At 44.3% G+C, this 20,606-nt stretch carries 15 protein-coding genes; 9 read left to right on the top strand and 6 right to left on the bottom strand.

Annotated features, from left to right (window positions below):
• The first annotated feature begins 21 nt into the window (after positions 1–21).
• From ABWW54_RS13290 to ABWW54_RS13275, 4 genes are all read left to right on the top strand, one after another.
• Positions 22–1,017: an Lcl C-terminal domain-containing protein gene (locus ABWW54_RS13290; protein ID WP_353412829.1), complete on the top strand. Its 996-nt coding sequence runs from the start codon at positions 22–24 to the stop codon at positions 1,015–1,017.
• A gap of 220 nt (positions 1,018–1,237) precedes the next feature.
• Entirely contained in the window at positions 1,238–3,913 is a 2,676-nt protein-coding gene (locus tag ABWW54_RS13285) for a hypothetical protein (RefSeq protein ID WP_353412828.1), read from the top strand.
• Between the two features lie 63 nt (positions 3,914–3,976).
• Positions 3,977–5,443, top strand: coding sequence for a vWA domain-containing protein (locus ABWW54_RS13280; protein ID WP_353412827.1), 1,467 nt, complete (start codon positions 3,977–3,979; stop codon positions 5,441–5,443).
• 450 nt (positions 5,444–5,893) lie between these two features.
• Positions 5,894–7,960: a sensor histidine kinase gene (locus tag ABWW54_RS13275; RefSeq protein WP_353412826.1), complete on the top strand. Its 2,067-nt coding sequence runs from the start codon at positions 5,894–5,896 to the stop codon at positions 7,958–7,960.
• Here the strand turns inward: ABWW54_RS13275 and ABWW54_RS13270 are convergent.
• The 4 genes from ABWW54_RS13270 to clpS all read right to left on the bottom strand — a co-directional run bounded on the left by ABWW54_RS13270 (position 7,957) and on the right by clpS (position 12,202).
• Positions 7,957–8,604, bottom strand: coding sequence for a response regulator transcription factor (locus ABWW54_RS13270; protein WP_353412825.1), 648 nt, complete (start codon positions 8,602–8,604; stop codon positions 7,957–7,959). The genes ABWW54_RS13275 and ABWW54_RS13270 overlap by 4 nt on opposite strands.
• Before the next feature lie 249 nt (positions 8,605–8,853).
• Positions 8,854–9,546 (bottom strand): aspartate/glutamate racemase family protein, encoded by a 693-nt coding sequence (locus ABWW54_RS13265; protein ID WP_353412823.1) that lies wholly within the window; start codon positions 9,544–9,546, stop codon positions 8,854–8,856.
• A gap of 19 nt (positions 9,547–9,565) precedes the next feature.
• Positions 9,566–11,815 carry an ATP-dependent Clp protease ATP-binding subunit ClpA gene (clpA, locus tag ABWW54_RS13260; protein ID WP_353412822.1) on the bottom strand — a complete coding sequence of 750 codons (2,250 nt, stop codon included), beginning with the start codon at positions 11,813–11,815 and terminating at the stop codon, positions 9,566–9,568.
• A 60-nt stretch (positions 11,816–11,875) separates the two neighbouring features.
• Positions 11,876–12,202: an ATP-dependent Clp protease adapter ClpS gene (gene clpS, locus ABWW54_RS13255; protein ID WP_353412821.1), complete on the bottom strand. Its 327-nt coding sequence runs from the start codon at positions 12,200–12,202 to the stop codon at positions 11,876–11,878.
• A gap of 314 nt (positions 12,203–12,516) precedes the next feature.
• Here clpS and ABWW54_RS13250 point away from each other — a divergent pair, with 314 nt between their 5' ends.
• Complete coding sequence (locus ABWW54_RS13250) at positions 12,517–12,726, top strand: cold-shock protein (RefSeq protein WP_353412820.1); 210 nt, start codon at positions 12,517–12,519, stop codon at positions 12,724–12,726.
• Between the two features lie 172 nt (positions 12,727–12,898).
• On the opposite strand, the gene ABWW54_RS13245 is transcribed toward ABWW54_RS13250, so the two are convergent.
• The gene (locus ABWW54_RS13245; RefSeq protein ID WP_353412819.1) at positions 12,899–15,136 is read right to left on the bottom strand and encodes an NADP-dependent isocitrate dehydrogenase; all 2,238 of its coding nucleotides are present in this window, start codon (positions 15,134–15,136) and stop codon (positions 12,899–12,901) included.
• A gap of 361 nt (positions 15,137–15,497) precedes the next feature.
• On the opposite strand from ABWW54_RS13245, the gene ABWW54_RS13240 reads away from it, so the two are divergent.
• Both ABWW54_RS13240 and mnmA read left to right on the top strand, forming a co-directional pair.
• Positions 15,498–15,938 (top strand): NUDIX hydrolase, encoded by a 441-nt coding sequence (locus ABWW54_RS13240; protein ID WP_353412817.1) that lies wholly within the window; start codon positions 15,498–15,500, stop codon positions 15,936–15,938.
• Positions 15,939–16,033: 95 nt separating this feature from the next.
• Entirely contained in the window at positions 16,034–17,143 is a 1,110-nt protein-coding gene (gene mnmA, locus ABWW54_RS13235) for a tRNA 2-thiouridine(34) synthase MnmA (protein ID WP_353412816.1), read from the top strand.
• A 40-nt stretch (positions 17,144–17,183) separates the two neighbouring features.
• Here the strand turns inward: mnmA and ABWW54_RS13230 are convergent, their stop codons facing one another.
• Positions 17,184–18,008 carry a DUF2726 domain-containing protein gene (locus ABWW54_RS13230; RefSeq protein WP_353412814.1) on the bottom strand — a complete coding sequence of 275 codons (825 nt, stop codon included), beginning with the start codon at positions 18,006–18,008 and terminating at the stop codon, positions 17,184–17,186.
• Positions 18,009–18,475: 467 nt separating this feature from the next.
• Between ABWW54_RS13230 and cfa the strand changes: the two genes are divergently transcribed.
• Both cfa and ABWW54_RS13220 read left to right on the top strand, forming a co-directional pair.
• Positions 18,476–19,612 (top strand): cyclopropane fatty acyl phospholipid synthase, encoded by a 1,137-nt coding sequence (gene cfa / locus ABWW54_RS13225; protein ID WP_353412813.1) that lies wholly within the window; start codon positions 18,476–18,478, stop codon positions 19,610–19,612.
• Complete coding sequence (locus ABWW54_RS13220; protein WP_353412812.1) at positions 19,613–20,482, top strand: alpha/beta fold hydrolase; 870 nt, start codon at positions 19,613–19,615, stop codon at positions 20,480–20,482.
• Positions 20,483–20,606 lie beyond the last annotated feature (124 nt).

Raw genomic sequence — 20,606 nt, 5'->3', positions numbered from 1 at the left:
TAGTTATCAGGATATGGCGAAATGAGATATAGACAAATAAACGTATTTTTGACTTTATGGTTATGGAATGGACTGGTGATGGCTCATCATGGGCAAATTTGTCATAGCGAAACTGAGATCGCGGCGAGTACTCCCACAAACCAATTTATCGTGCATGGAGACGGCACCGTGTCCGATAAAAAGACAGGCCTAATGTGGAAGCAATGTAGCGAGGGTCAATCAGGCAGTGCTTGCTCCACAGGTAGTGCGACTAATTATGAATGGGATGAAGCCTTGTTTGCGGCACAAAGTTCGAGTACAGCTAATTACGACGATTGGCGTTTACCCACATACAAAGAGCTGTATTCGTTGGTTGAACATCGGTGCTATCACCCAGCAATTAATCTGTCAGTTTTTCCAGCTGGACATCGTGCTGACCCCCAGTTTTACGAGTTAGACTACTGGTCGTCAACGATAGATGATGATTACTTTATAAAAGCTGTTGATTTTACAAACGGCTCTCTTAAAGCGATCAATCAATCATCCTACGGCAATGTGCGCTTGGTTCGTTCTGGCTTTATCCCACAATCGTTAGTCGCATACCAAGCGTTTAGAAATGAATTTATGCCGTTGGCACGGCATCAAAAATGTATAAATTGCCATGAGATGACAACAAAGAATGCTACCTGGCAAACGCATATCGACCAAGGCCGAATCACAACTGCAACCGACGTAGCGCATGATGAAGAAGTATGCGCAGCATGTCATACATCAGGCTCAGGATTCGCGAATCGTTGGCGCGCTCCTGGTAGCTTCTTCACAGTCAAAACCCTGTTAATGTCGTCAACCACTGCAGAGGATGCGTGCTCATCATTAAACAGGCTCAGAGACCCCTATCATCACTTGACTGAAGATGAACTAATACTATGGGCAGTTGAACAAATTAAGGGTCTCACACTTGAAAGCTGGCTAAATATTGTTGAAAAAATGCGTACACCTAATACGAATAAGTTTACGTGCGCCCCGCCCGCTCAATAGATACTTAGTAAATAAACTTTATAAACCATCGACACGATTGATATACCGGATACCTCTGGTTATTTTTCGGAAGAGTGCTGATACACGTAGCGTCTCTTGTTACTGAAAACACCCTTGTTTAATTATGAATGCATTCAGATTTACCACTCGTTTTGTCATAACACTGCTGATTGTATGTGTGTGTTCCGCTCGCATTGAAGCGTGTGGGGTACTACATCCCATGAAAACACTTAAGCCTGGTTCCTGGGTTGAGGTAGCCGATACAGGTTACGATGCAACCATTCCAGGCAACTTATTATGGGCTTTTTTTGACTTTGGTGAAGCATCGGCTCTGGTACCAGCATTTGCAAACGGTAACACAAATTTTGAGTTTGTAGTTCCCCCAACGCTATTTAGACCATGGGAAGAAAAACCCATATTGAGTTTGTGGTTAACTAATGGTGAGACGGCTTGTGAAATTACTGGACTAACTCACGGAGCTCTTACAAAAACCGGCAACAACTTTTCGCATCTAATCGGACTTGTGGGCGAAAATTATGCCGCAATTGCAACAGACATGGGCTTTAGTGAGGAGGACCGAATCAACGCCGCAATAGCCCCGTCATCAACGCAACTAAATCCCGTACTCACCTATGCTTCTTCGGCTATTTACGTAGTGCCGTTTATCCGAGACCTCTTTGTACAAGCCAACTCTTCTGAGGATGCTTCTCTAGCACTGCAAGTCATGAATTCTTTCATAGAATCGACAAACGTAATCTCATACTTAGAAAAAAAAGATACACTAAATCAGGAGATTATAAAAAAATTTAGCCAGACGAAATCAGCTTCTAACAGGAATAGCAATATCATTCTCGCATCGCAAACTTCGATAAATCCTCTTTATCACAACAGTATCGCAGGCGAGATAACAAGGCCACCAGAAACAAACTGGATTGAACCCAAAACCGCTGAAGAATTGTCTCTACAAATGCGAAAACAGTTAAGCGCTTCTATCGCCAATAGCAGTATAAAAACAAGTGGGAAAAACAGAATCACTTCGTTTAAAACGTCGACTTTGCGAGACACCGCTGGAACAGTGCTAGGACTGGGTAGCCTGTTAGCGAGTACGACGAAAACACCTGTCGGAAAATCAGTGTCGGTCGGATATACGATGGCGGCTCATTTTCTATTCATGCAAGCGTTCAGTGATAAGCTCGTTGATGGGCTATATCCCAACAAATTCGAGTCCATAAACACTTATAACGGGCCTTGGAAACTCTCCAGCACACAAGCTCCGCGCAGAGCGACAATTAACAAAATTTTGGTAAAAACCTCCGCTAAAGGTTTGAACATGGCCCAATTGATGGCCGATTTAGTTAATAACTTCTTCCCATACGGAGCGTTGGGAGGCAAAGCCGTTAAAATGGCGGGCAAAGCCGCCAATCAAGCTTCATCTATAGCTCTTAAGCGGGTCGGACCAGGGCTTTCCTCCCGCTTTGCCACACTGAGCCAAAGGATAACTAAAAATCAGAAAGAATCGGCAAGTAATGCAGTGTCAGCGGTCGAAACTGTGGGTAAGCAAATATTATCGACTCACCTTGGCGACGCAAAATTCGATGGGCCGTTAAGCGCGTTTAAGATACCTAAGTTCGATCTAGCACCGATTAATATTCTTGAGCCTGGTTTCTATCAAACAAGGCTTGATACTAATGAACACTTGATGTTTTCTTTTAGCGAAACAAAACCTCGCCTACTTTACTACGACGCCATTAGAAGCGGAAACACGATCCTCACCTATGAGGTAAAGCCTGGCCTATGGGGGAAAAATCACATTTCCAATACACAACTCATTCAGGTTGACCCCGACAGTATTTGGGTGACTCCCGAAACACAGACCATTTTACCAGGCGATCAATTTGCTATCACCGTAGAATACGTTTTAGAAGGCTCAAAAGGCGATGATATAGACGTTGACTTCATGTCAAGCTCGGGCTTCAAAGTCATCGATTTTTCAGAGCCACTGTTCACGGAAAATAACGGCACAGCGACAATATCTTGGGTCGTGGATATTCAATCACCGAGTAACAAAAAACTGTTTCCAGGAGAGATCAAAGTTAAGCGCATTTCTAATCCAAATGAACAGGCAACTGCAAGAGTAGAACGCGCAAAAATCACTCCTACTCCAATTTGTGTAGACACGAGTACGGCAACTCAATTTCTTATGCTCGATGAGGTTGGCAGGCCATTTGAGGTAATTTGGACAAGCGAGCCATTGGGGTTTATAAGCAAATCAGGCTTATTCGACGCAAGGAATAAAAATGGTACAACAACCATAACGGCCGAAACCAGCGACGGATCTCTTGCGGATTCAATTCAAGTAACTATTGGTTGCAGCTGTTTTTGGTCAGCGAACCTAGACGGCGTAAAAGATGAGGGCGAGATACTCACTTCTGGACAATTGGCCGTTGGCCCTGTGGTTAACTACATGGTTAATTTCATTGACGCCAACAAACTAGTCCCAGCTATTACCGGTCAAGGTGATTTGATAACACCGGAAACACTTTCCGTCACGTTTCAAAAAGGCGACCAATCTTATCAATCAGGCTTACCCGTGAATACAAATATTTTGTCGACCATTAAGCCAAAATCTCAATGCAGAGTGCCCAAAAACACGAAATTAGACTGGTCTGTTTATAACAAACGGTGGCTAAGAGCAAGCTTAGTGGGCGAGGCCGCTACCATCGAGGAGTATGGAACGGCTTGCGTAGAGAATACCGTCCCATTTTCGTTGAATTTCATGCTCGCACTAAAAGAAGAACAGATCAATGCGAATTCGAACCAAGCGGAGAGCTTGTTGAACGGCCTTTTCTCTGGTTTGAATACTGAATCTGGCTGCATTCGGGCAGATAGTGATTAATAGGTTTAAGGGCGCTAATTGTGAACACCGACATAAACTTAAACGTTAACCAAGGTAATTAGAATGGTAATCCATCGTATAGCAACCGTAATCGTTGCGCTATCTTCTTTCGTATTCTCCCTGGACACGAGTAGCTCATCAATAGAACCTGAAGCAGAGCAAAGAGAACAGGTCATGGTGGTTCTAGACGCATCCGGGTCGATGTGGGGGAAAATCGATAACAAGCCAAAAATTGAGTTGGTTCGTGAAGCCTACGGAAAGCTCTTAGTTGATTGGGAAAATATGCCAGTCGACGCTGGGCTAATCATCTACGGTCATCGCAGAAAAGGCGATTGTTCAGATATCGAATTAATTTCAAAGCCAAAACCAGTAAATTCTATTTCATTGGAGAAAACGGTTAATAATATTTCGCCTAAAGGAAAGACTCCGCTTGGCGATGCCGTTCGCATTGCGGCTCGGCAGTTAAAATTTACTGAAAAGAAGGCCACCGTTGTACTGCTAAGCGACGGTGTGGAAACGTGCGGCGTTAATTCTTGCGAGTTAGGCGATGAACTTGAAAAACTTGGTGTTGATTTCACAACTCATGTTATCGGTTTAGACATTAAAAAGGACGACGATAAACAACAACTGAGGTGTTTAGCAATCAATACAGGCGGTAAGTATATTGACGTCACAAATGCGGAAGGTTTAGGCAAGGCACTTGATATCAAGTCAGAAATATTCATTGATACGGCCGAACCTAACTTACAAATAGTTGGGCTGGTAGATGATTTAGGTGAACCCGCAGAGCAAACGAGTTGGCGGGTTACGCAGGGCAATCAATCATTCACGACAGAGACATCACGTTCAGAGTTACACTTGAAAGAATGGCTGGGTGATAAGCTTATTCCTGGAACCTACACTTTGAGTGCTCAGGCAAATGTTTATGCAGGCGCAATAACGTTTAACTACCCAGTCTATAACGACGTACTTTATTTGAAGCTTGTTAGAGATGTTCCGAAAAGCGACGTAATTATAAAGGGAGATATATTCGCCTCGAGCGAGTTTGAAGTTGAATGGGTAGGCCATGGAGGTAAAACCGACGCTATCGCTATTGTAAAACCTGGAGGGATATTTAATAACCATGTGGGACAAGCCGATGTAAGCCATGGAAACCGCTTAACGCTCACCGCACCTGCCCAAGAAGGAAACTATGAAGTTCTATATGTGTTTGATGCATATGGACAAGCACGGATAGATGCTCGTGTGCCAATCTCAGTCCAACCGACTAAATTGCAGTTAGAGGTCATCGGAAAAATACAAGCTGGCGGCAGCTTTAGCGTTCAATGGAAGGGCCCTGGAGCTCCGGACGATATTATTGCGATTGGGCCAAGAACTCAAAAGTCCGACGACCATTTATATGTGAATTGGGTAAGTGAAGGTAACCCTTTACAGATCACATCACCGGATGAGCCTGGTGACTACGAGCTCAGATATTACAATGACAGCTATGAAATTTTGTATAGCCAAGATGTTATCGCGGAGCCTTAAACACTAAGCATCACTCTACAAAAACACACATTTTGCATTCTCTACTTCAACTGCAAAATAGTAAGTGATGAGATTGAAGGTGGTACTCCAATGCTACAGTCGCCATATTATTTTACATTCAGGTAAATTAGAGGAAGTAGAGCGAGTTCTGACCTCCTGAATGTTTTAGAGTGAGAGATCCTGTTATGGTATTACGCTTGATTTTTTATGAGTACTAAACCGACTATATTGAAAACCTTCTTTTCCAAACAGAGCTGTCTCAAAATTGCTGTCGGTCTGTTTCTCTTCTTTTGCTTGAGCTTGTCAAGCATAGCGCGTGCGACAACAAATCAGAATAACTCTGGGATACTTCATGAGTTGCCAGTTTTACAACTCACAGCTGGGCGAGACGCCCCGCCTCTAAATCAATATGTACGCTATTCTAAAAGCTATAATGACGATCTTAGCCTAGTGTTGCAGAGTAACCACAATTGGCAAGCGGTTTTAGGAGCTTCAATACAATTTGGTCGAGCAGCCTCTAATATTGTAATCCTACTTAGAGTAAAAAATACAAGTGACTCTACCGGCGAATGGGTACTATCGACGGGCCGAGGGTCAGCCACTAGCTTACAAATTTATCAATTACAAACGGATAATCTTACTTTACGTTTTGACAGCGATAATTATGAAAAAGCAAGGCAAGTTTTACAAACCTATCTTCACTATGCTGACCCAATTACACTTCTTCCTGAGGAAGAAAAAACACTGATTGTTCGCAGTGATGTAGAAGATAGTGCCTACTTTCCGTTAACTCTACAGGCAAAGGAAAACTATTTTATTGAAAGCAACCTAACTTTGATATTAGCCGCAGGTTGTACAGCGGCCATCTTTGCACTGTTACTATTAAATCTATTTTTCTACATCGCCACAGGGCGCCCTGAATTCGTATGGCTTGTCACCGCCGAATTCTTTTTGGCTTGTATGATTATGTATTTAGTCGGATTCTTTTCGACCTACTTTTTCTATGATAAACCTATTGCACTACTCGCTGTTTTCGACTTAATCAAGTACGGCTACCTTATTTGTATGTCGCAATTTGCGCGAATATTCATCAAGACATCAAAGCGACTTCCAAAAACTGATATCTTTTTAAAATTCCTCATTACGCTAAGCGCAATTATGATTGCGATACAATTTTTTTCGGCCTTTATTCCAACCTCGATTCGAATCCAAATGTACGCTCTAAATACGATCGTAGTTGCCATTTCGACGTTCTACTTTTTTTTCATCGGGGTATACGCAACACGTAAACTTGGAACCGAGAACTGGCCTTTGATTGTCTCCTGGGGAAGCCTCGCTTTCTACGCTGCGTATGCATCGCTGGCTTACTCAGGAACAGTCGCGAGCATACCGATGAATTTCTATGTGATCGCTCCAGTTGGAGTTATTGAAGCCGCCTTTGCTACACTTGCGATTGGACTAAATATACGTAAGTCAGAGAACCAACATGAAGAGACTAAGGAGGCTTACTTACAGAGTTTAGAAGATAAACTCGAAATTAGTAAAGCCGCTCAACGACTTGCAGAAGAAAGGTCCTCAGCACTGGCAACTGTAGTAGACCAATCCGCCCTATTACACGCATCTGGGCATGACAGCCAACAAGTGATACTCGCTTTGAATAGTGCACTCGATGCAGTAGAGCGCAGCGGAGGAAAATTACAAGCCAAAGATATCAGCGCTATAATAGAATCTTCCTCTGATTACTTGAATAAAATCGTGAGTACAACGATGTCCGGCGCACGAATTTCAGGTGCTAGCAGTAATACTATTGCCCTATCATGTTTTAGTTTTGATGAACTAATACAGCCAATAGAAAAAATGTATAAAGGATTGTTTTCTAAAAAAGGGCTGTTTTTTTCCATTACTCCAGTCTCTGAAGAAATAACGGTAGTGAGTGATCGTGCAGTGCTAACGCGAGTAATTTCAAACCTAATCAGTAATAGCTTAAAATTCACGAAAAGTGGTGGCGTTACATTAACGGCTTTAGTCCGCGACTCACAGCTAGTAATTACAGTAAACGATAGCGGTCAAGGCGTCGATCAAAACTTGGCCGACAAGCTTAACCACGCGGGTGGGCAACGTGTTCTGCACGAACAGGTAGTAAAAGGGAGTGGCTCAGGCTTCAGTTATAGCCAACGCATGCTCACAAAACTCGGCGGAAATCTCAAGATATTCCCGAAAGCCGAAGGTACGCTGGTCGAGATATCCTTAACATATTTTGAAGAGCACACCCCGTACGATATGGATGACCTTCCAGCCAACCTGGGATTGAGCAACATCCAAACAAGAGTGATAGACTGGGATAATTTGGACGTAAAAATGCGCAGAACGGAATTGATGAGGAAGAAAGATGATCGCATTGCTATCACCTTCGACGATAGTGCGGCACTGAGGCAAGAACTAAGTAATACTTTCAATTTGATTATTTATAAGCCTCTCACGAAATCATTAGCAGCTGCTGTTAACCAGCTCACTTAGCTTACTGACGGTGACTCTAAAAGACCAATTTCGAAGGCGCGGTTCAAAATTTTTTTGTTTCCACTGACACCTAACTTTAATCGAAGCTCTTTGAGATGAAACGATACCGTTGGCGCAGCAACGCCCAAGCGATAAGCAATTTCTTTGTTTGTTTCTCCTTTCGAAAGATAGTGGAGTATTGCTATTTGCCTGGGAGAGAGAGAAACCGTCATCTCTGCAACCATACCCATTATTCTTTCGATATTTGGTGATAGGTAGGGCTGAACCTGATCCGGGTCAAGCGCAGCTTTAATCGCCGCGCGAATACAATCTACTGAGTCCGATTTGCTCACCACTGCACGCACCCCCATTTTCAGTGCGAAACCAAAGTCCTTTGCTTGGTTTTCCCCAGTGACCACAATCACAACTATGTCTAGCACGGCCGTAAGCTGTATCAAAACATCTAAACCTGATACATCGGGCAGGTTCAAATCTAATAAAACAATATCCACCCCCTCAGACTGAACAACCTTCAGCACTTCGCGACCATCACATAACGTTACCACAGACCCAATGTTATCCATCTGCGTAACCGCCATTTCAATACCGGTACGCGCGAGCTCATGGTCGTCAACAATGAGAATAGAAAGCGGGTTATTGGACATGTAAAAAACGTCTCCAAATTCAGTTGAAGGTTTACTTTTCAATTGGCCTGCCATTCCGATCCACCATACCACTTCCTCCGATGCTTAGTACACTCCAACATAATTGCCTTCAAGTAATTTCCAAGAATCTGCAATATAGAAATTAGACTTAAACATGCTCACTACCCGTCAAAAACACGGATTTAAGTGATTTATACAGAGACTGTTAGGTGTCTCAGATTTATCAGAATTTTAGTGTCTAGGTTGCAATTAGTCCAAAGCCAAACGTACGGCCTCTTGAGCATGGACAGACGTAGTATCAATCAATGGCAAGCTTGAATCCGCTTGCGCAACCAACAAGGAAATCTCGGTACACCCCAATATAACCGCCTGGGCACCCTTCTCTTGCAATTGCTCAACCTCTCTAATGTAAGCGGTCCTCGAGGCAGGCTCTATCACCCCTAAACACAGCTCATTATAAATAACATCGTGTACAACTTTTCTTCCCTCATTACTGGGCACCACCACCTCTAGCCCAAAGCGATCTGTCAACCGTCCTTTATAGAAAGATTGCTCCATCGTAAAAGCAGTTCCCAATAGGCCTACTTTAGATACACCCTCTTTCAACAAAACCTCAGCGGTGGCGTCCGCGATGTGCAATAAAGGAATGTGCACGGCGCCCGCCACCTGATCGGCCACAATATGCATGGTATTTGTGCAAATCAAGAAAAAATCCGCACCAGCCGACTGCAGCGAAACGGCGGCTTGGGACAGAATTTGACCCGCTTTAGACCACTCACCACGCATTTGTAGTGATTCGATCTCGGCAAAATCAACACTTACCATCACGATTTTTGCCGAATGAAGCCCGCCAAGGTTTTCTTTCACTCCTTCGTTAATAAGCCGGTAGTAACTGGCGGTAGATTCCCAGCTCATACCGCCAATAAGTCCAATTGTTTTCATCAATTCAGCCCGATTAGCGCTACTTTGAGACGATATCAAAAGTCAACGAATCATCAATCACACCGATTTTAACCAAACCACCTTTTTGTAACTTTCCAAACAACAGCTCATCGGCAAGACCACGCTTAATCTCTTCTTGAATGAGTCTGGCCAAGGGTCTGGCTCCCATTGCTTTGTCGTAACCGTTCTTGGCGATCCACGCTCTGGCGTCAGCATCCACATCCAGTTGTACTTCTTTGTCCAATAATTGTCGCTCTACCTCCAATAACTCTTTATCGACAATTTTATCCACTACGTCTTCACCCAAGGGCTGAAAACGCACGATTGAATCCAATCTGTTGCGGAATTCTGGGGTGAACAACTTATTAATTGCCTCGGAATCATCGCTACTATTGTCTTGGCTTGTAAAACCCAACGAGTTTCGAGCAACTTGCACGGCGCCCGCGTTGGTGGTCATAACGATAATCACATTTCGAAAATCCGCTTTACGTCCATTATTATCCGTGAGCGTGCCATGATCCATTACCTGTAGCAGCAAATTGAATACATCTGGATGAGCCTTTTCAATTTCATCGAGTAGCAAGACGGCGTGCGGATGCTTATTAATACCATCCGTCAACAAACCACCTTGGTCAAACCCTACGTATCCAGGAGGGGCGCCAATCAGTCTTGAAACAGTGTGTCGTTCCATGTACTCGGACATATCAAAGCGGATCAGTTCGACGCCTAAAGTCATGGCCAGTTGACGCGTGACTTCGGTTTTACCGACCCCCGTGGGACCACTAAACAAGAAAGAACCGATAGGCTTGTCGGGCTTACCCAACCCAGATCGAGACATCTTAATTGCTGATGCCAAATTTGTAATGGCTGGGTCTTGACCAAATACAACCAACTTCAAATCACGCTCTAGGTTTTTAAGCGCATCCACGTCTGAGGCCGACACGTTTTTAGGCGGTATTCTAGCGATAAAAGACACCACCTCTTCTATTTGATCAACGTCAATGACAGGCGTTACGCCTTCCTCTCGATCAAAGAGCCGAGTCCGTGCACCAGCTTCATCGATCACATCAATCGCCTTATCGGGTAAGAAACGTTCGTTGATATAGCGTTCTGCCAGCTCAGCAGCAACAGTAAGAGCCTCACTGGTATACGTGACCTCGTGATGCTCCTCAAAACGCGACTTCAATCCACGTAAAATTTGCACGGTTTCATCGACGGTAGGCTGCTCAACGTCTATTTTTTGAAATCTTCTGGCTAATGCTCGGTCTTTCTCGAATATCCCTCGATACTCTTGATAAGTGGTCGAACCAACGCATTTGAGTTGACCACTGGACAGGGCCGGCTTAAGTAAATTAGACGCATCCATGGCGCCGCCTGACGCCGCTCCCGCCCCAATAATAGTGTGTATTTCATCAATAAAAAGAACCGCATGTTCCTCTTGCTCTAGTGCTTTAAGCACCGCTTTAAGGCGCTTTTCAAAGTCACCGCGATACTTGGTTCCTGCTAAGAGGGCCCCCATGTCTAATGAGTAGATTACGGCATCATCAAGGACCTTAGGCACTTCCTCTTCGACTATCCGCTTCGCCAACCCTTCAGCAATCGCGGTCTTTCCAACGCCAGCCTCTCCTACGTAAAGAGGGTTATTCTTCCGGCGACGTGACAAAATTTGGATGGTTCTTTCGACTTCTTTATCACGACCAATCAATGGATCAATGTGACCCTCGATTGCACGAGCATTGAGGTTAACCGTGTAGGCTTCCAATGGCCCTTCTTTTTGATCAGCCTCTTCCAACCCCTCTCCTTCATCGGGATAGGGAAGCCCATCAAGCTCTTCGCCTTCTTTACTGATGCCATGGGAAATGTAAGACACGGCATCAAAGCGAGTAACGCCTTGTTTATCTAAGTAATAAACTGAAAATGATTCCCTTTCAGAAAACATCGCCACCAACACATTCTCACCTTCCACTTCTGTTCGACCAGAGCCCTGAACATGAACAATTGCCCGTTGTAATACGCGCTGAAAAGCGATACTCGGCTGTGTTTTTAAATCAACCTCATCGCCCAGGGTCTCCATATTGTCCGCTAAGTGCAACGAGAGATCCGCACGCATTTGATCGATGTCCGCTGCGCAGGCCTGCAGCACCGCCAAGGCAGAACTATTATCCAACAATGCCAATAACAAGTGTTCAGTGGTCACAAATTCGTGCCTGGCATCATGCGCTAGCTGAACAGCAAAGCTCAATGATTTTTCTAACTCTTTGGATATCATATTATCTCCCCATTCAAGGCCGCTTTCTCGGCCGGTAAAACTTTTTCAAGCAACCCGTAACTAGTCGTCATCTGGCTCCATCGTGCATTGCAAAGGATGCTTTTGAGCTTGCGCGTACTGCAACACTTGCTCGACCTTCGTCTCGGCTATTTCACGCGTGTAAACCCCACAAATGCCGGCTCCTTTCTGATGGACGTGCAGCATTATCTGCGCCGCCTTTTCTTCATCGTGGTTAAATATTTGCGTAAGCACATCGATGACAAAATCCATCGTCGTGTAATCGTCGTTTAAAAGTAACACTCGGTATAATGGCGGCCGCTTTAGCTTCGGTCTGGCCGTCTCCACAGCAAGGTCGTTGTCATGTATTGGTTCAGGGAAATCGCTCATACTATAAATAACTAATAACTTGTTGAAATCGCTTAAAATGCGACTCAATCAATTGATTTAATTCGTTAACTCTAATTCTGCGCTCTACTATGGAATTTTCAAGGGCAATTTACTCAACATACGTCAATTTACGTAAGATTAATTCTTTAGCGCGCTTGACGTGAACTCGCTCAGCGGGTTTACTTGGCCAATCAAATTATCTCAGATAGTTTGGTGCTGGTTGTGAAGTAGTGTAACAACAACTAAAACAGCACTTCACAGATATAAAAATACCTGAAGCTAATATCAGGAAAATACCAAAGTGAGGAAACAAAATGGCAACAAGAGGAACCGTAAAATGGTTCAATTCTTCGAAAGGTTTCGGATTTATTGAACCCAGTGAAGGCGGCAACGATGTATTTGCGCATTACTCTGAAATTGAGATGGATGGATACAAAACACTCAACGAAGGGCAAGAAGTGGAATACGACTTAGAGGACGGAGATAAAGGCCCTAAAGCGGCCAAGATACGCGCTGCGTCTTAAAAAAGGCGTCATCGACAGGGCCGTCTTATAAAATCAGAGAACTCTGAAAGTTCCCCTACAAACGATATCAAGACGTCGCTCTGATGCTTTAAAAAAGCGAAACCAATTAAAAAAGGCACATACCTTAAAGTATGTGCCTTTTTTTTAACACCTGACGTTTTAACTAAAAACGCTACACTCGAAAGCCGTCAATAATAGCATTCAGAGTGGCGCTAGGCCGCATAGCGTCGGTTGCCTGCTCTTCAGATGGGAAGTAGTACCCTCCCACCTCAACTTCGCTGCCTTGAGCCGCGTTAAGCTCATCAACAATTGTGGATTCACTTTCAGATAATTGACTTGCCAAACCAGCAAACTTAGCTTTTAGATCGCCATCTTGATCTTGATTTGCTAATTCTTGAGCCCAGTACAAGGCTAAGTAAAAGTGACTACCGCGATTATCCAATTCATGCACTTTGCGAGATGGAGACTTGCCTTCGTCTAATAACTTACTAGTGGCGGCATCCAACGCATCAGCTAATAGCTGAGCCTTAGAATTTCCAGTCACGTCCGCCAAATGCTCAAAAGACGCTGCCGTTGCTAAAAACTCACCAAGTGAATCCCAGCGCAAGTGACCTTCCTTATTGAATTGTTGGACATGCTTGGGTGCAGAGCCGCCGGCGCCAGTTTCAAATAGACCACCACCGTTCATTAAAGGAACGATCGACAACATTTTGGCGCTCGTGCCTAATTCCAGAATAGGAAATAAATCGGTTAAGTAATCTCGCAATACATTGCCCGAGACCGAAATCACATCACGACCTTCATTAATCACTTCTAAGCTGTAACGTGTCGCTTCGGCAGGCGACATAATTAATAACTCCAACCCGTCAGTATCGTGGTCATTAAGATACTCTTTAACCTTAATAATAAGTTGCGCTTCGTGTGGACGATTCTTATCCAACCAAAAGACAGCAGGAGCACCGGTCTTTCGCGCCCGGTTAACGGCAAGCTTAACCCAATCTTGAATTGGCGCGTCCTTAACCTGACACATACGCCAAATATCGCCCTCTTGAACGGCATGCTCAAACAAAATCATGCCCGACTCTTCGTCGATAACACGCATATATCCGTCGTATTCCATTTCATAGGTCTTATCATGCGACCCATACTCTTCGGCTTTTTGCGCCATCAGCCCAACGTTTGACACACTGCCAATCTTGGTTGGATCTAAAGCGCCATTTACTTTGCAGTAATCAATTACTTCTTGGTAAATGTAGGCGTAGGTACTTTCAGGAATCACCGCCTTTGTGTCCTGTAACTCACCGTCCATATTCCACATCTTGCCAGAATTGCGAATCATCGCAGGCATGGATGCATCGACGATCACGTCACTGGGAACGTGTAGGTTTGAAATTCCTTTATCAGAGTCGACCATGGCAATCGCTGGGCGATTTTCATAACAGGCCATGATATCGGCTTCAATTTTCTCTCTTAAACCGCCGGAAATCTGCTCAATTATATTGTAAAGATTTCCTAGACCGTTATTGGGCTGGACATTAAGCTCTTCAAACAATGTCGCGTATTTCTCATAGACATCTTTATAAAAAACCTTAACCGCGTGTCCGAACACGATTGGGTGCGAGACCTTCATCATTGTGGCTTTAACATGCAAACTAAACAACATGTTATTGACACGAGCATCCTCGATTTGCTCCTCGTAAAACTTGCAAAGTGCATTCTTACTCATGAACATAGCATCAATAACTTCTCCCTGTTGGAGAGCCAGATTACTTTGCTTCACCTCACTATTGCCAAAGCGATCGGTGAACTCAATTTTCACTGAGCACGCTTCCTTAAGAGTCATTGACCGCTCACTTGAACGAAAGTCTCCTCCATTCATTGTCGCCACATGAGAGCGTGATGTTGGCAACCACTCCCCCATTGAATGCGGGTTTTTACGTGCGTAGTTTTTAACCGCCGCCGGAGCTCGACGATCTGAATTACCTTCTCGTAAAACAGGGTTAACGTTACTACCTTTTACCTGTTCATAAAGCGAGCGAACTTTTTCCTCTTCTTCAGTTTCAGGGTCATCAGGAAAATTAGGCAATTCAAAGCCGCCAGCCTGAAGCTCTTCAACTGCCGCTTTAATCTGAGGGATAGACGCGCTGATATTAGGGGTCTTAATGACATTGGCGCTGGGCTCCAATACGAGCTTACCTAAATCGGCAAGCGCATTCGGAACTCGCTTTTCTTCAGGTAAATAGTCGCTGAATAATGCCAAGATTCGGCCAGCGAGAGAAATATCCTTGGTATCCACGTCAATGTCGCAAACAGACGCAAAGGATTGAAAAATGGGCAATAACGATCGTGTTGCCAAAGCAGGAGCTTCATCGGTTAGGGTGTAAAAAATCTTAGACTTTGCATTACTCATATATAGTTCGCCTTCGTTCTCAGTTTGAGCGTGATATCTGAATGGTGGTATTACGTGGCACAGGGAGCAGAGCACCACACCTACAGGTTTGAGGGATACCGAAGGTCAACATTGGGAATGATGACTTATAAGAGCAAACAGTCTGCCATTAGTAAAAGCAGACGCGTGCGTTATCAGTAACGCCCTCAGAAAGTGCGTTAGGATAGCACAAATAACTTTCATCGGCATTGTAAAACGACGTTTCAAACGTCACACTATAGGCTTAGAAAGCCCTAAAGCCGTCTGCCTAAATTATTCAGCTGAAAAATTCATCGGAGACGCCCTGATGGTTGTAATTAATTTCCTTTTTTGAATTCGTTTTATGTGGACACCTGACTTAACTGTCGCAGCTATTTGTGAACGAGATGGTCGTTTTCTACTCGTAGAAGAACGCTCTAAATCGACGCAAAAAATCGTCTTCAACCAACCTGCGGGCCATATTGAAGAAGGCGAAACAGCTATTGAAGCGGTGATACGCGAAACATTAGAGGAAACTCAACGCCACTTCACCCCAGAGTCGGTTATTGGCTTGTATCAACTGCAAGCAGAGAATGGCAAAACCTACTTTCGGTATACGTTCAGCGGTGCAATAAGCGACCTCGATAGTGCGTACGATTTAGACCCAGATATTATTCGTACTCACTGGTTAACCGAGCAAGAAATAATGACGCACACACAACTAAGAAGCCCTTTGGTTAAAGCCTGCCTCAAGGACTATTTGTCCGGTGTGCGCTACCCACTAGACTTAGTTCAAAGCCTTTGAATTTGAACGGCATACCCTAGAATAACGCCGCATACGTTACCTCTGATTGCTGTTTAGTCCTTTAAATCTGAAATCTTGCCCCGATTCTTAGCGCCATGATAGAACCAAAACTAGATACTACTCTCAACCCAAAAGAAAACCATGTGGTAGTAGGCATGTCCGGCGGCGTAGATTCATCAGTCACCGCCTACCTACTAAAACAGCAAGGTTATCATGTCACCGGCATGTTCATGAAGAACTGGGAAGAAGACGACACTGAAGAGTACTGTGCAGCGGCTCAAGACCTTAAGGACGCAGCTCAAGTGTGCGAAAAGCTCGATATAGAACTGCATGAAGTAAATTTTGCACACGAATATTGGGAGAATGTTTTCGAACACTTTTTACATGAATACGAGGCTGGACGAACGCCAAACCCTGACATTCTTTGCAACAAGGAAATTAAATTCAAAGAATTTTTACTGCAAGCGGAGTCATTGGGCGCTGACTATATAGCCACCGGACACTACGTAGCTAAAGGCCAAACAGACTCTGGCCAGTCATTACTTCTGCGAGGCGCTGACTCCAACAAAGATCAAAGCTACTTTCTCTACACGCTACAACAGAGCCAGTTAAATAAAAGCCTTTTTCCTTTAGGAGAGCTCGAAAAAACCGTCGTCAGAGAAATTGCCGACTCGCAAGGTTTTGTTACCCACAATAAAAAAGACAGTACTGGCATCTGTTTTATTGGTGAAAGACGGTTTAAGGATTTTTTAAGCACCTACCTCAAACCCAACCCCGGAAACATGGTTGGCGTAGATGGAAAAGCCGTCGGACAGCATGACGGGCTGATGTACTACACTTTGGGACAACGTCAAGGGTTGAACATCGGAGGTGCCGGTGAGGCCTGGTACGTGGCTGGTAAAAATATTTCAGAAAATGAACTGCTGGTTGTGCAAGGACACGATCACCCGGCGATGCTGACTCAAACCGTTACCGCTCACGGCATGGACTGGGTAAGCGGAAAAAGCCCCGAAGTTGGTGATGTTGTGACGGCCAAAACTCGCTACCGCCAACAAGACCAAGTATGCACCGTAACCAGACTAGATGAACAATCTATTGAGGTAAGATTTGAACTACCTCAACGAGCCGTCACACCCGGACAAGCACTGGTATTTTATCGTGATAGACGCTGTTTAGGCGGAGCAACAATCCACGACTCTTGGTAAGCCTTATTCTGGACAACAGGCAATTAACCTGCGTTAGACGCTAACCACTCCAATCAGAGAAACCTTTTTTAGGCTCTTTAGTCTGTGTACCAACGGAACGCATGTTAACGACATTAGGCTCCTTTAATAAGACACGGTATTCGCAGTAAGGATATTTCCTACACATCAAAAAGCGTTCACCAATGTGCTTTCCTTTTACCGCCACCTTGGTGACCAAGTCGCTGTGGCAGTCCGGGCAGGAGTTTTGACCTACGTGCTCGGTAATTAACGACGGACTCTCTACTCTTTCGTTGGCTTGCCGAATCCCCCTGTCATCCCCTGATTGCTTTTGGTCTGTCAACGTCACTTTAGAGCTTCCGGTAATTAAGCGCCGAATATCAACGCCCAAATAGTCTTGACGAGTGTCGAAATAGAACAACTTCAGCTTGGTCGCTTTACACAACTCACTAAAAAGTGCACTGCGCTTCTGTTTACGCTTGCGCGAAACTGCTTTATCAAAACACTCGAGCTCTATTACCGCCGCGACAGATAAATCACCTTTTTTGCAAACCACGTAATCGAAACGCTCTTTTTCTAGCTCGTTCTTTAAACTCTTGAACCGTCCTTTACTCAACTTGGGGCCAGGCTCCACTATTTCCAGCACACTGACTTTGGCAAAGATGTGGTAATCATAATCAAGCGCGTCGGAAAGGGTTTCGAAAAACTTCCTTTCGGAGGCACTAAAGAGACGGCTCTTTTTCTTCATTCCGGCGACTCTAGAGGCCGCACTTCCTCCCGCCGAAAACAAAGCATAAACAAACATAGAAGCAACTAAGATAACCAGCAAGGCAATGAGCCAACCCTGACTTACAACGCTAAGAGACATGTGCCCTCCTTAACGGAAAAATCAAACAACTTCCAAAGCATACCCAGAAAGAAAATCGTTCGATAAATAGGTTTAAATTCATTGGTAAGAAATACAATGTGCCGAACAAAATGCACGAAAGCGTTCAACTGCTCATCTTGCAGTAGAACATCTTGACCATACTAAAAACCCAAACCCAAATGCTCAATATTTAGGAGACTCTAGTGAGCTGCGTCACATCCGACGCCAAAGCTCAGCCTGAATACAAACAAATCCCTATAGCAAAATTGATGCGAGAACTACCCGTTTCCTGCATCACCGCTCTAATAATAACACAATTGTTGATGCAACCACGCTATCCGCATCTGCCTAGCACTAAAAGACTAGATTTCGAAACAAACACGAATAACTTGCACTTATTCATTGTAACCATAAAAATGCATCCAATAATTAAAGAATATTTATAAAACGGAAACGGGGTAAGGGCAATGCAAGGGGAATCCAAGCATAGGGGCACTATTCAGGGTCTACTGGACATAGCTGGAATAAAGATTAACGGAAAACAACCATATGATATTCAAGTTCACAACGACGATGTTTACGCGCGAATTTTAGGTGGCGGAACTCTCGGCCTTGGTGAAGCTTATATGGATGGATGGTGGAGTTGTCAGCAACTTGACGCATTTTTCTCACGCGTCTTAGAAGCAAACCTGTCAACATCCATCACCACACTGAAAGATAAATTACGCTTACTTCAAGCGCATTTAACCAACAGGCAAACACATAATCGCGCTAGAGAGGTAGCGATAAAGCACTATGACATAGGAAATGATCTTTACGAAAAGATGTTAGATAAACGCATGATCTATACCTGCGGCTATTGGCAAGACGCAGAGAACCTGGATCAGGCTCAAGAACACAAACTAGAACTAGTATGTCGAAAGCTAAAACTAGAGCCAGGCATGAAGGTGCTTGACATCGGTTGTGGTTGGGGAGGAGCAGCCCAATACATGGCTGAAAAATACGATGTCGAGGTGACGGGCGTGAGCATTTCCAAAGAGCAAATTGCGCTCGCAAAAGACAAAATAGAGTGCCCTAACGTCACATTCGAATTAATAGACTATCGAGAAATTAGTGGAAAATATGACAGAATTTATTCTCTAGGAATGTTTGAGCACGTGGGCTTTAAGAATTATGAAACCTTTTTTGAAGTGGTGGAGAAGAGTCTGAATGATCAAGGATTGTTTTTACTGCACACCATTGGGCACCGACAAACTATCAACAAAGTCGATCCATGGATTTCGCAGTACATCTTTCCCAACTCTATACTCCCCTCAGCCGAACTGATCGGCAAACACAGTGCACCACTATTTAATCTGGAAGACTGGCACAATTTCGGACATGATTACGTTAAAACATTGTGGGCGTGGTGGCGAAACCTTGAGGCTAACTGGGACCAAATACCCAACTATGACGAGCGATTTCAACGGATGTGGCACTACTATCTGATGAGTTGTACTGCGACTTTCCAATCTTCGAGAAACCACCTTTGGCAAATTGTGTTCTCCAAGGGAATACTGGATCAACCCTACAGTGCAATTCGATCAGCAACTCAAGCAATATAGATGAAGCAGCCCAAGCTAGAATACCTACGTACCGATAAGGCACTGCTGCCCTACTACAGCCTAGGGCAACAAAATGCGGAATCCATCCATTTTACCGGTGCTAATGGTTTTCCGGTGCTCGTATACCAACATTTTTTAAATCAGTTTTCAACCGATCATCGTGTGGTTGCCGCCGATTGCCGAGGTGCTTCGAAGCAACGCAACACCCCGCCACAGGACTTTGGTTTCAATGGCTTAGCAAGTGACCTAATCACTGTGATCGAGAACACACACAGTGCCCCCGTAATTGGTATGGGTCATTCTTTTGGCGCGCACGTGACTTTACTCGCGTCAATTCGACGCCCGGACCTGTTCAAGAAGTTAATTTTAATTGAACCGGCATCTTTACCCAATCGTATACTAGATTCTTTTTACCGCCACCTCCCGACTTGGCTTCTCCATCGAATGGTCCCGATGATAAAAAACACTTTGCAGCGAAAGCGAACTTGGTCGAGTAGAGATTCTTTCAAATCACGTTACAAGTCACACCCAACCTTTAAGCATTTCACCACTCAATCAATGGAGTCTTATGCGCAATCGGGCTTAACTGAGGACGTTAATGGTCGCTACGAACTTGTCTTTGATCCTATTTGGGAAGCCTATATATTCAGCCAAGTTGAATATATATGGAAAAACCTTAAAAACGCACCTCTGCTTCCTACCCTGTTTATCAAAGCTGAACATTCTTACCTCTATTCCAGTCAAACCTTTCATCGTGAGAACAAGAAACTAAGCCCTGAATTCATTGGCATTGAAGTAGCGAACACTTATCACATGATCCCACTGGAGGACCCAGAGGCTTGTACCGATGCTATCCGAACCTGGCTTTAAGAAATTCAGTCTGAGCAGCTAGGCGACACTGACGAAACACGACAAACGCTCAGAAAAATAACACTCATTTGTGAAATAAAGTGAAATCATATCAATTCACGTCGTTTTCATGCTTGACGGTTAT

It is taken from the genome of Arenicella sp. 4NH20-0111, assembly GCF_040366405.1.
GTDB lineage: Bacteria > Pseudomonadota > Gammaproteobacteria > Arenicellales > Arenicellaceae > Arenicella.
The sequence above is the reverse complement of the archived record's forward strand: the minus strand, read 5'-3'. Positions and strand labels throughout refer to the sequence as shown.

Excerpts from the sequence above, each read along its gene's own strand:
- mnmA (WP_353412816.1), top strand. The coding sequence starts at position 16,034 with ATGATAGAACCAAAACTAGATACTACTCTCAACCCAAAAGAAAACCAT.
- ABWW54_RS13285 (WP_353412828.1), top strand. The coding sequence starts at position 1,238 with ATGAAAACACTTAAGCCTGGTTCCTGGGTTGAGGTAGCCGATACAGGT.
- ABWW54_RS13290 (WP_353412829.1), top strand. The coding sequence starts at position 22 with ATGAGATATAGACAAATAAACGTATTTTTGACTTTATGGTTATGGAAT.
- clpS (WP_353412821.1), bottom strand. The coding sequence starts at position 12,202 with ATGAGCGATTTCCCTGAACCAATACATGACAACGACCTTGCTGTGGAG.
- ABWW54_RS13250 (WP_353412820.1), top strand. The coding sequence starts at position 12,517 with ATGGCAACAAGAGGAACCGTAAAATGGTTCAATTCTTCGAAAGGTTTC.
- ABWW54_RS13270 (WP_353412825.1), bottom strand. The coding sequence starts at position 8,604 with ATGTCCAATAACCCGCTTTCTATTCTCATTGTTGACGACCATGAGCTC.
- cfa (WP_353412813.1), top strand. The coding sequence starts at position 18,476 with ATGCAAGGGGAATCCAAGCATAGGGGCACTATTCAGGGTCTACTGGAC.
- clpA (WP_353412822.1), bottom strand. The coding sequence starts at position 11,815 with ATGATATCCAAAGAGTTAGAAAAATCATTGAGCTTTGCTGTTCAGCTA.
- ABWW54_RS13245 (WP_353412819.1), bottom strand. The coding sequence starts at position 15,136 with ATGAGTAATGCAAAGTCTAAGATTTTTTACACCCTAACCGATGAAGCT.
- ABWW54_RS13230 (WP_353412814.1), bottom strand. The coding sequence starts at position 18,008 with ATGTCTCTTAGCGTTGTAAGTCAGGGTTGGCTCATTGCCTTGCTGGTT.
- ABWW54_RS13240 (WP_353412817.1), top strand. The coding sequence starts at position 15,498 with ATGTGGACACCTGACTTAACTGTCGCAGCTATTTGTGAACGAGATGGT.
- ABWW54_RS13265 (WP_353412823.1), bottom strand. The coding sequence starts at position 9,546 with ATGAAAACAATTGGACTTATTGGCGGTATGAGCTGGGAATCTACCGCC.
- ABWW54_RS13220 (WP_353412812.1), top strand. The coding sequence starts at position 19,613 with ATGAAGCAGCCCAAGCTAGAATACCTACGTACCGATAAGGCACTGCTG.
- ABWW54_RS13280 (WP_353412827.1), top strand. The coding sequence starts at position 3,977 with ATGGTAATCCATCGTATAGCAACCGTAATCGTTGCGCTATCTTCTTTC.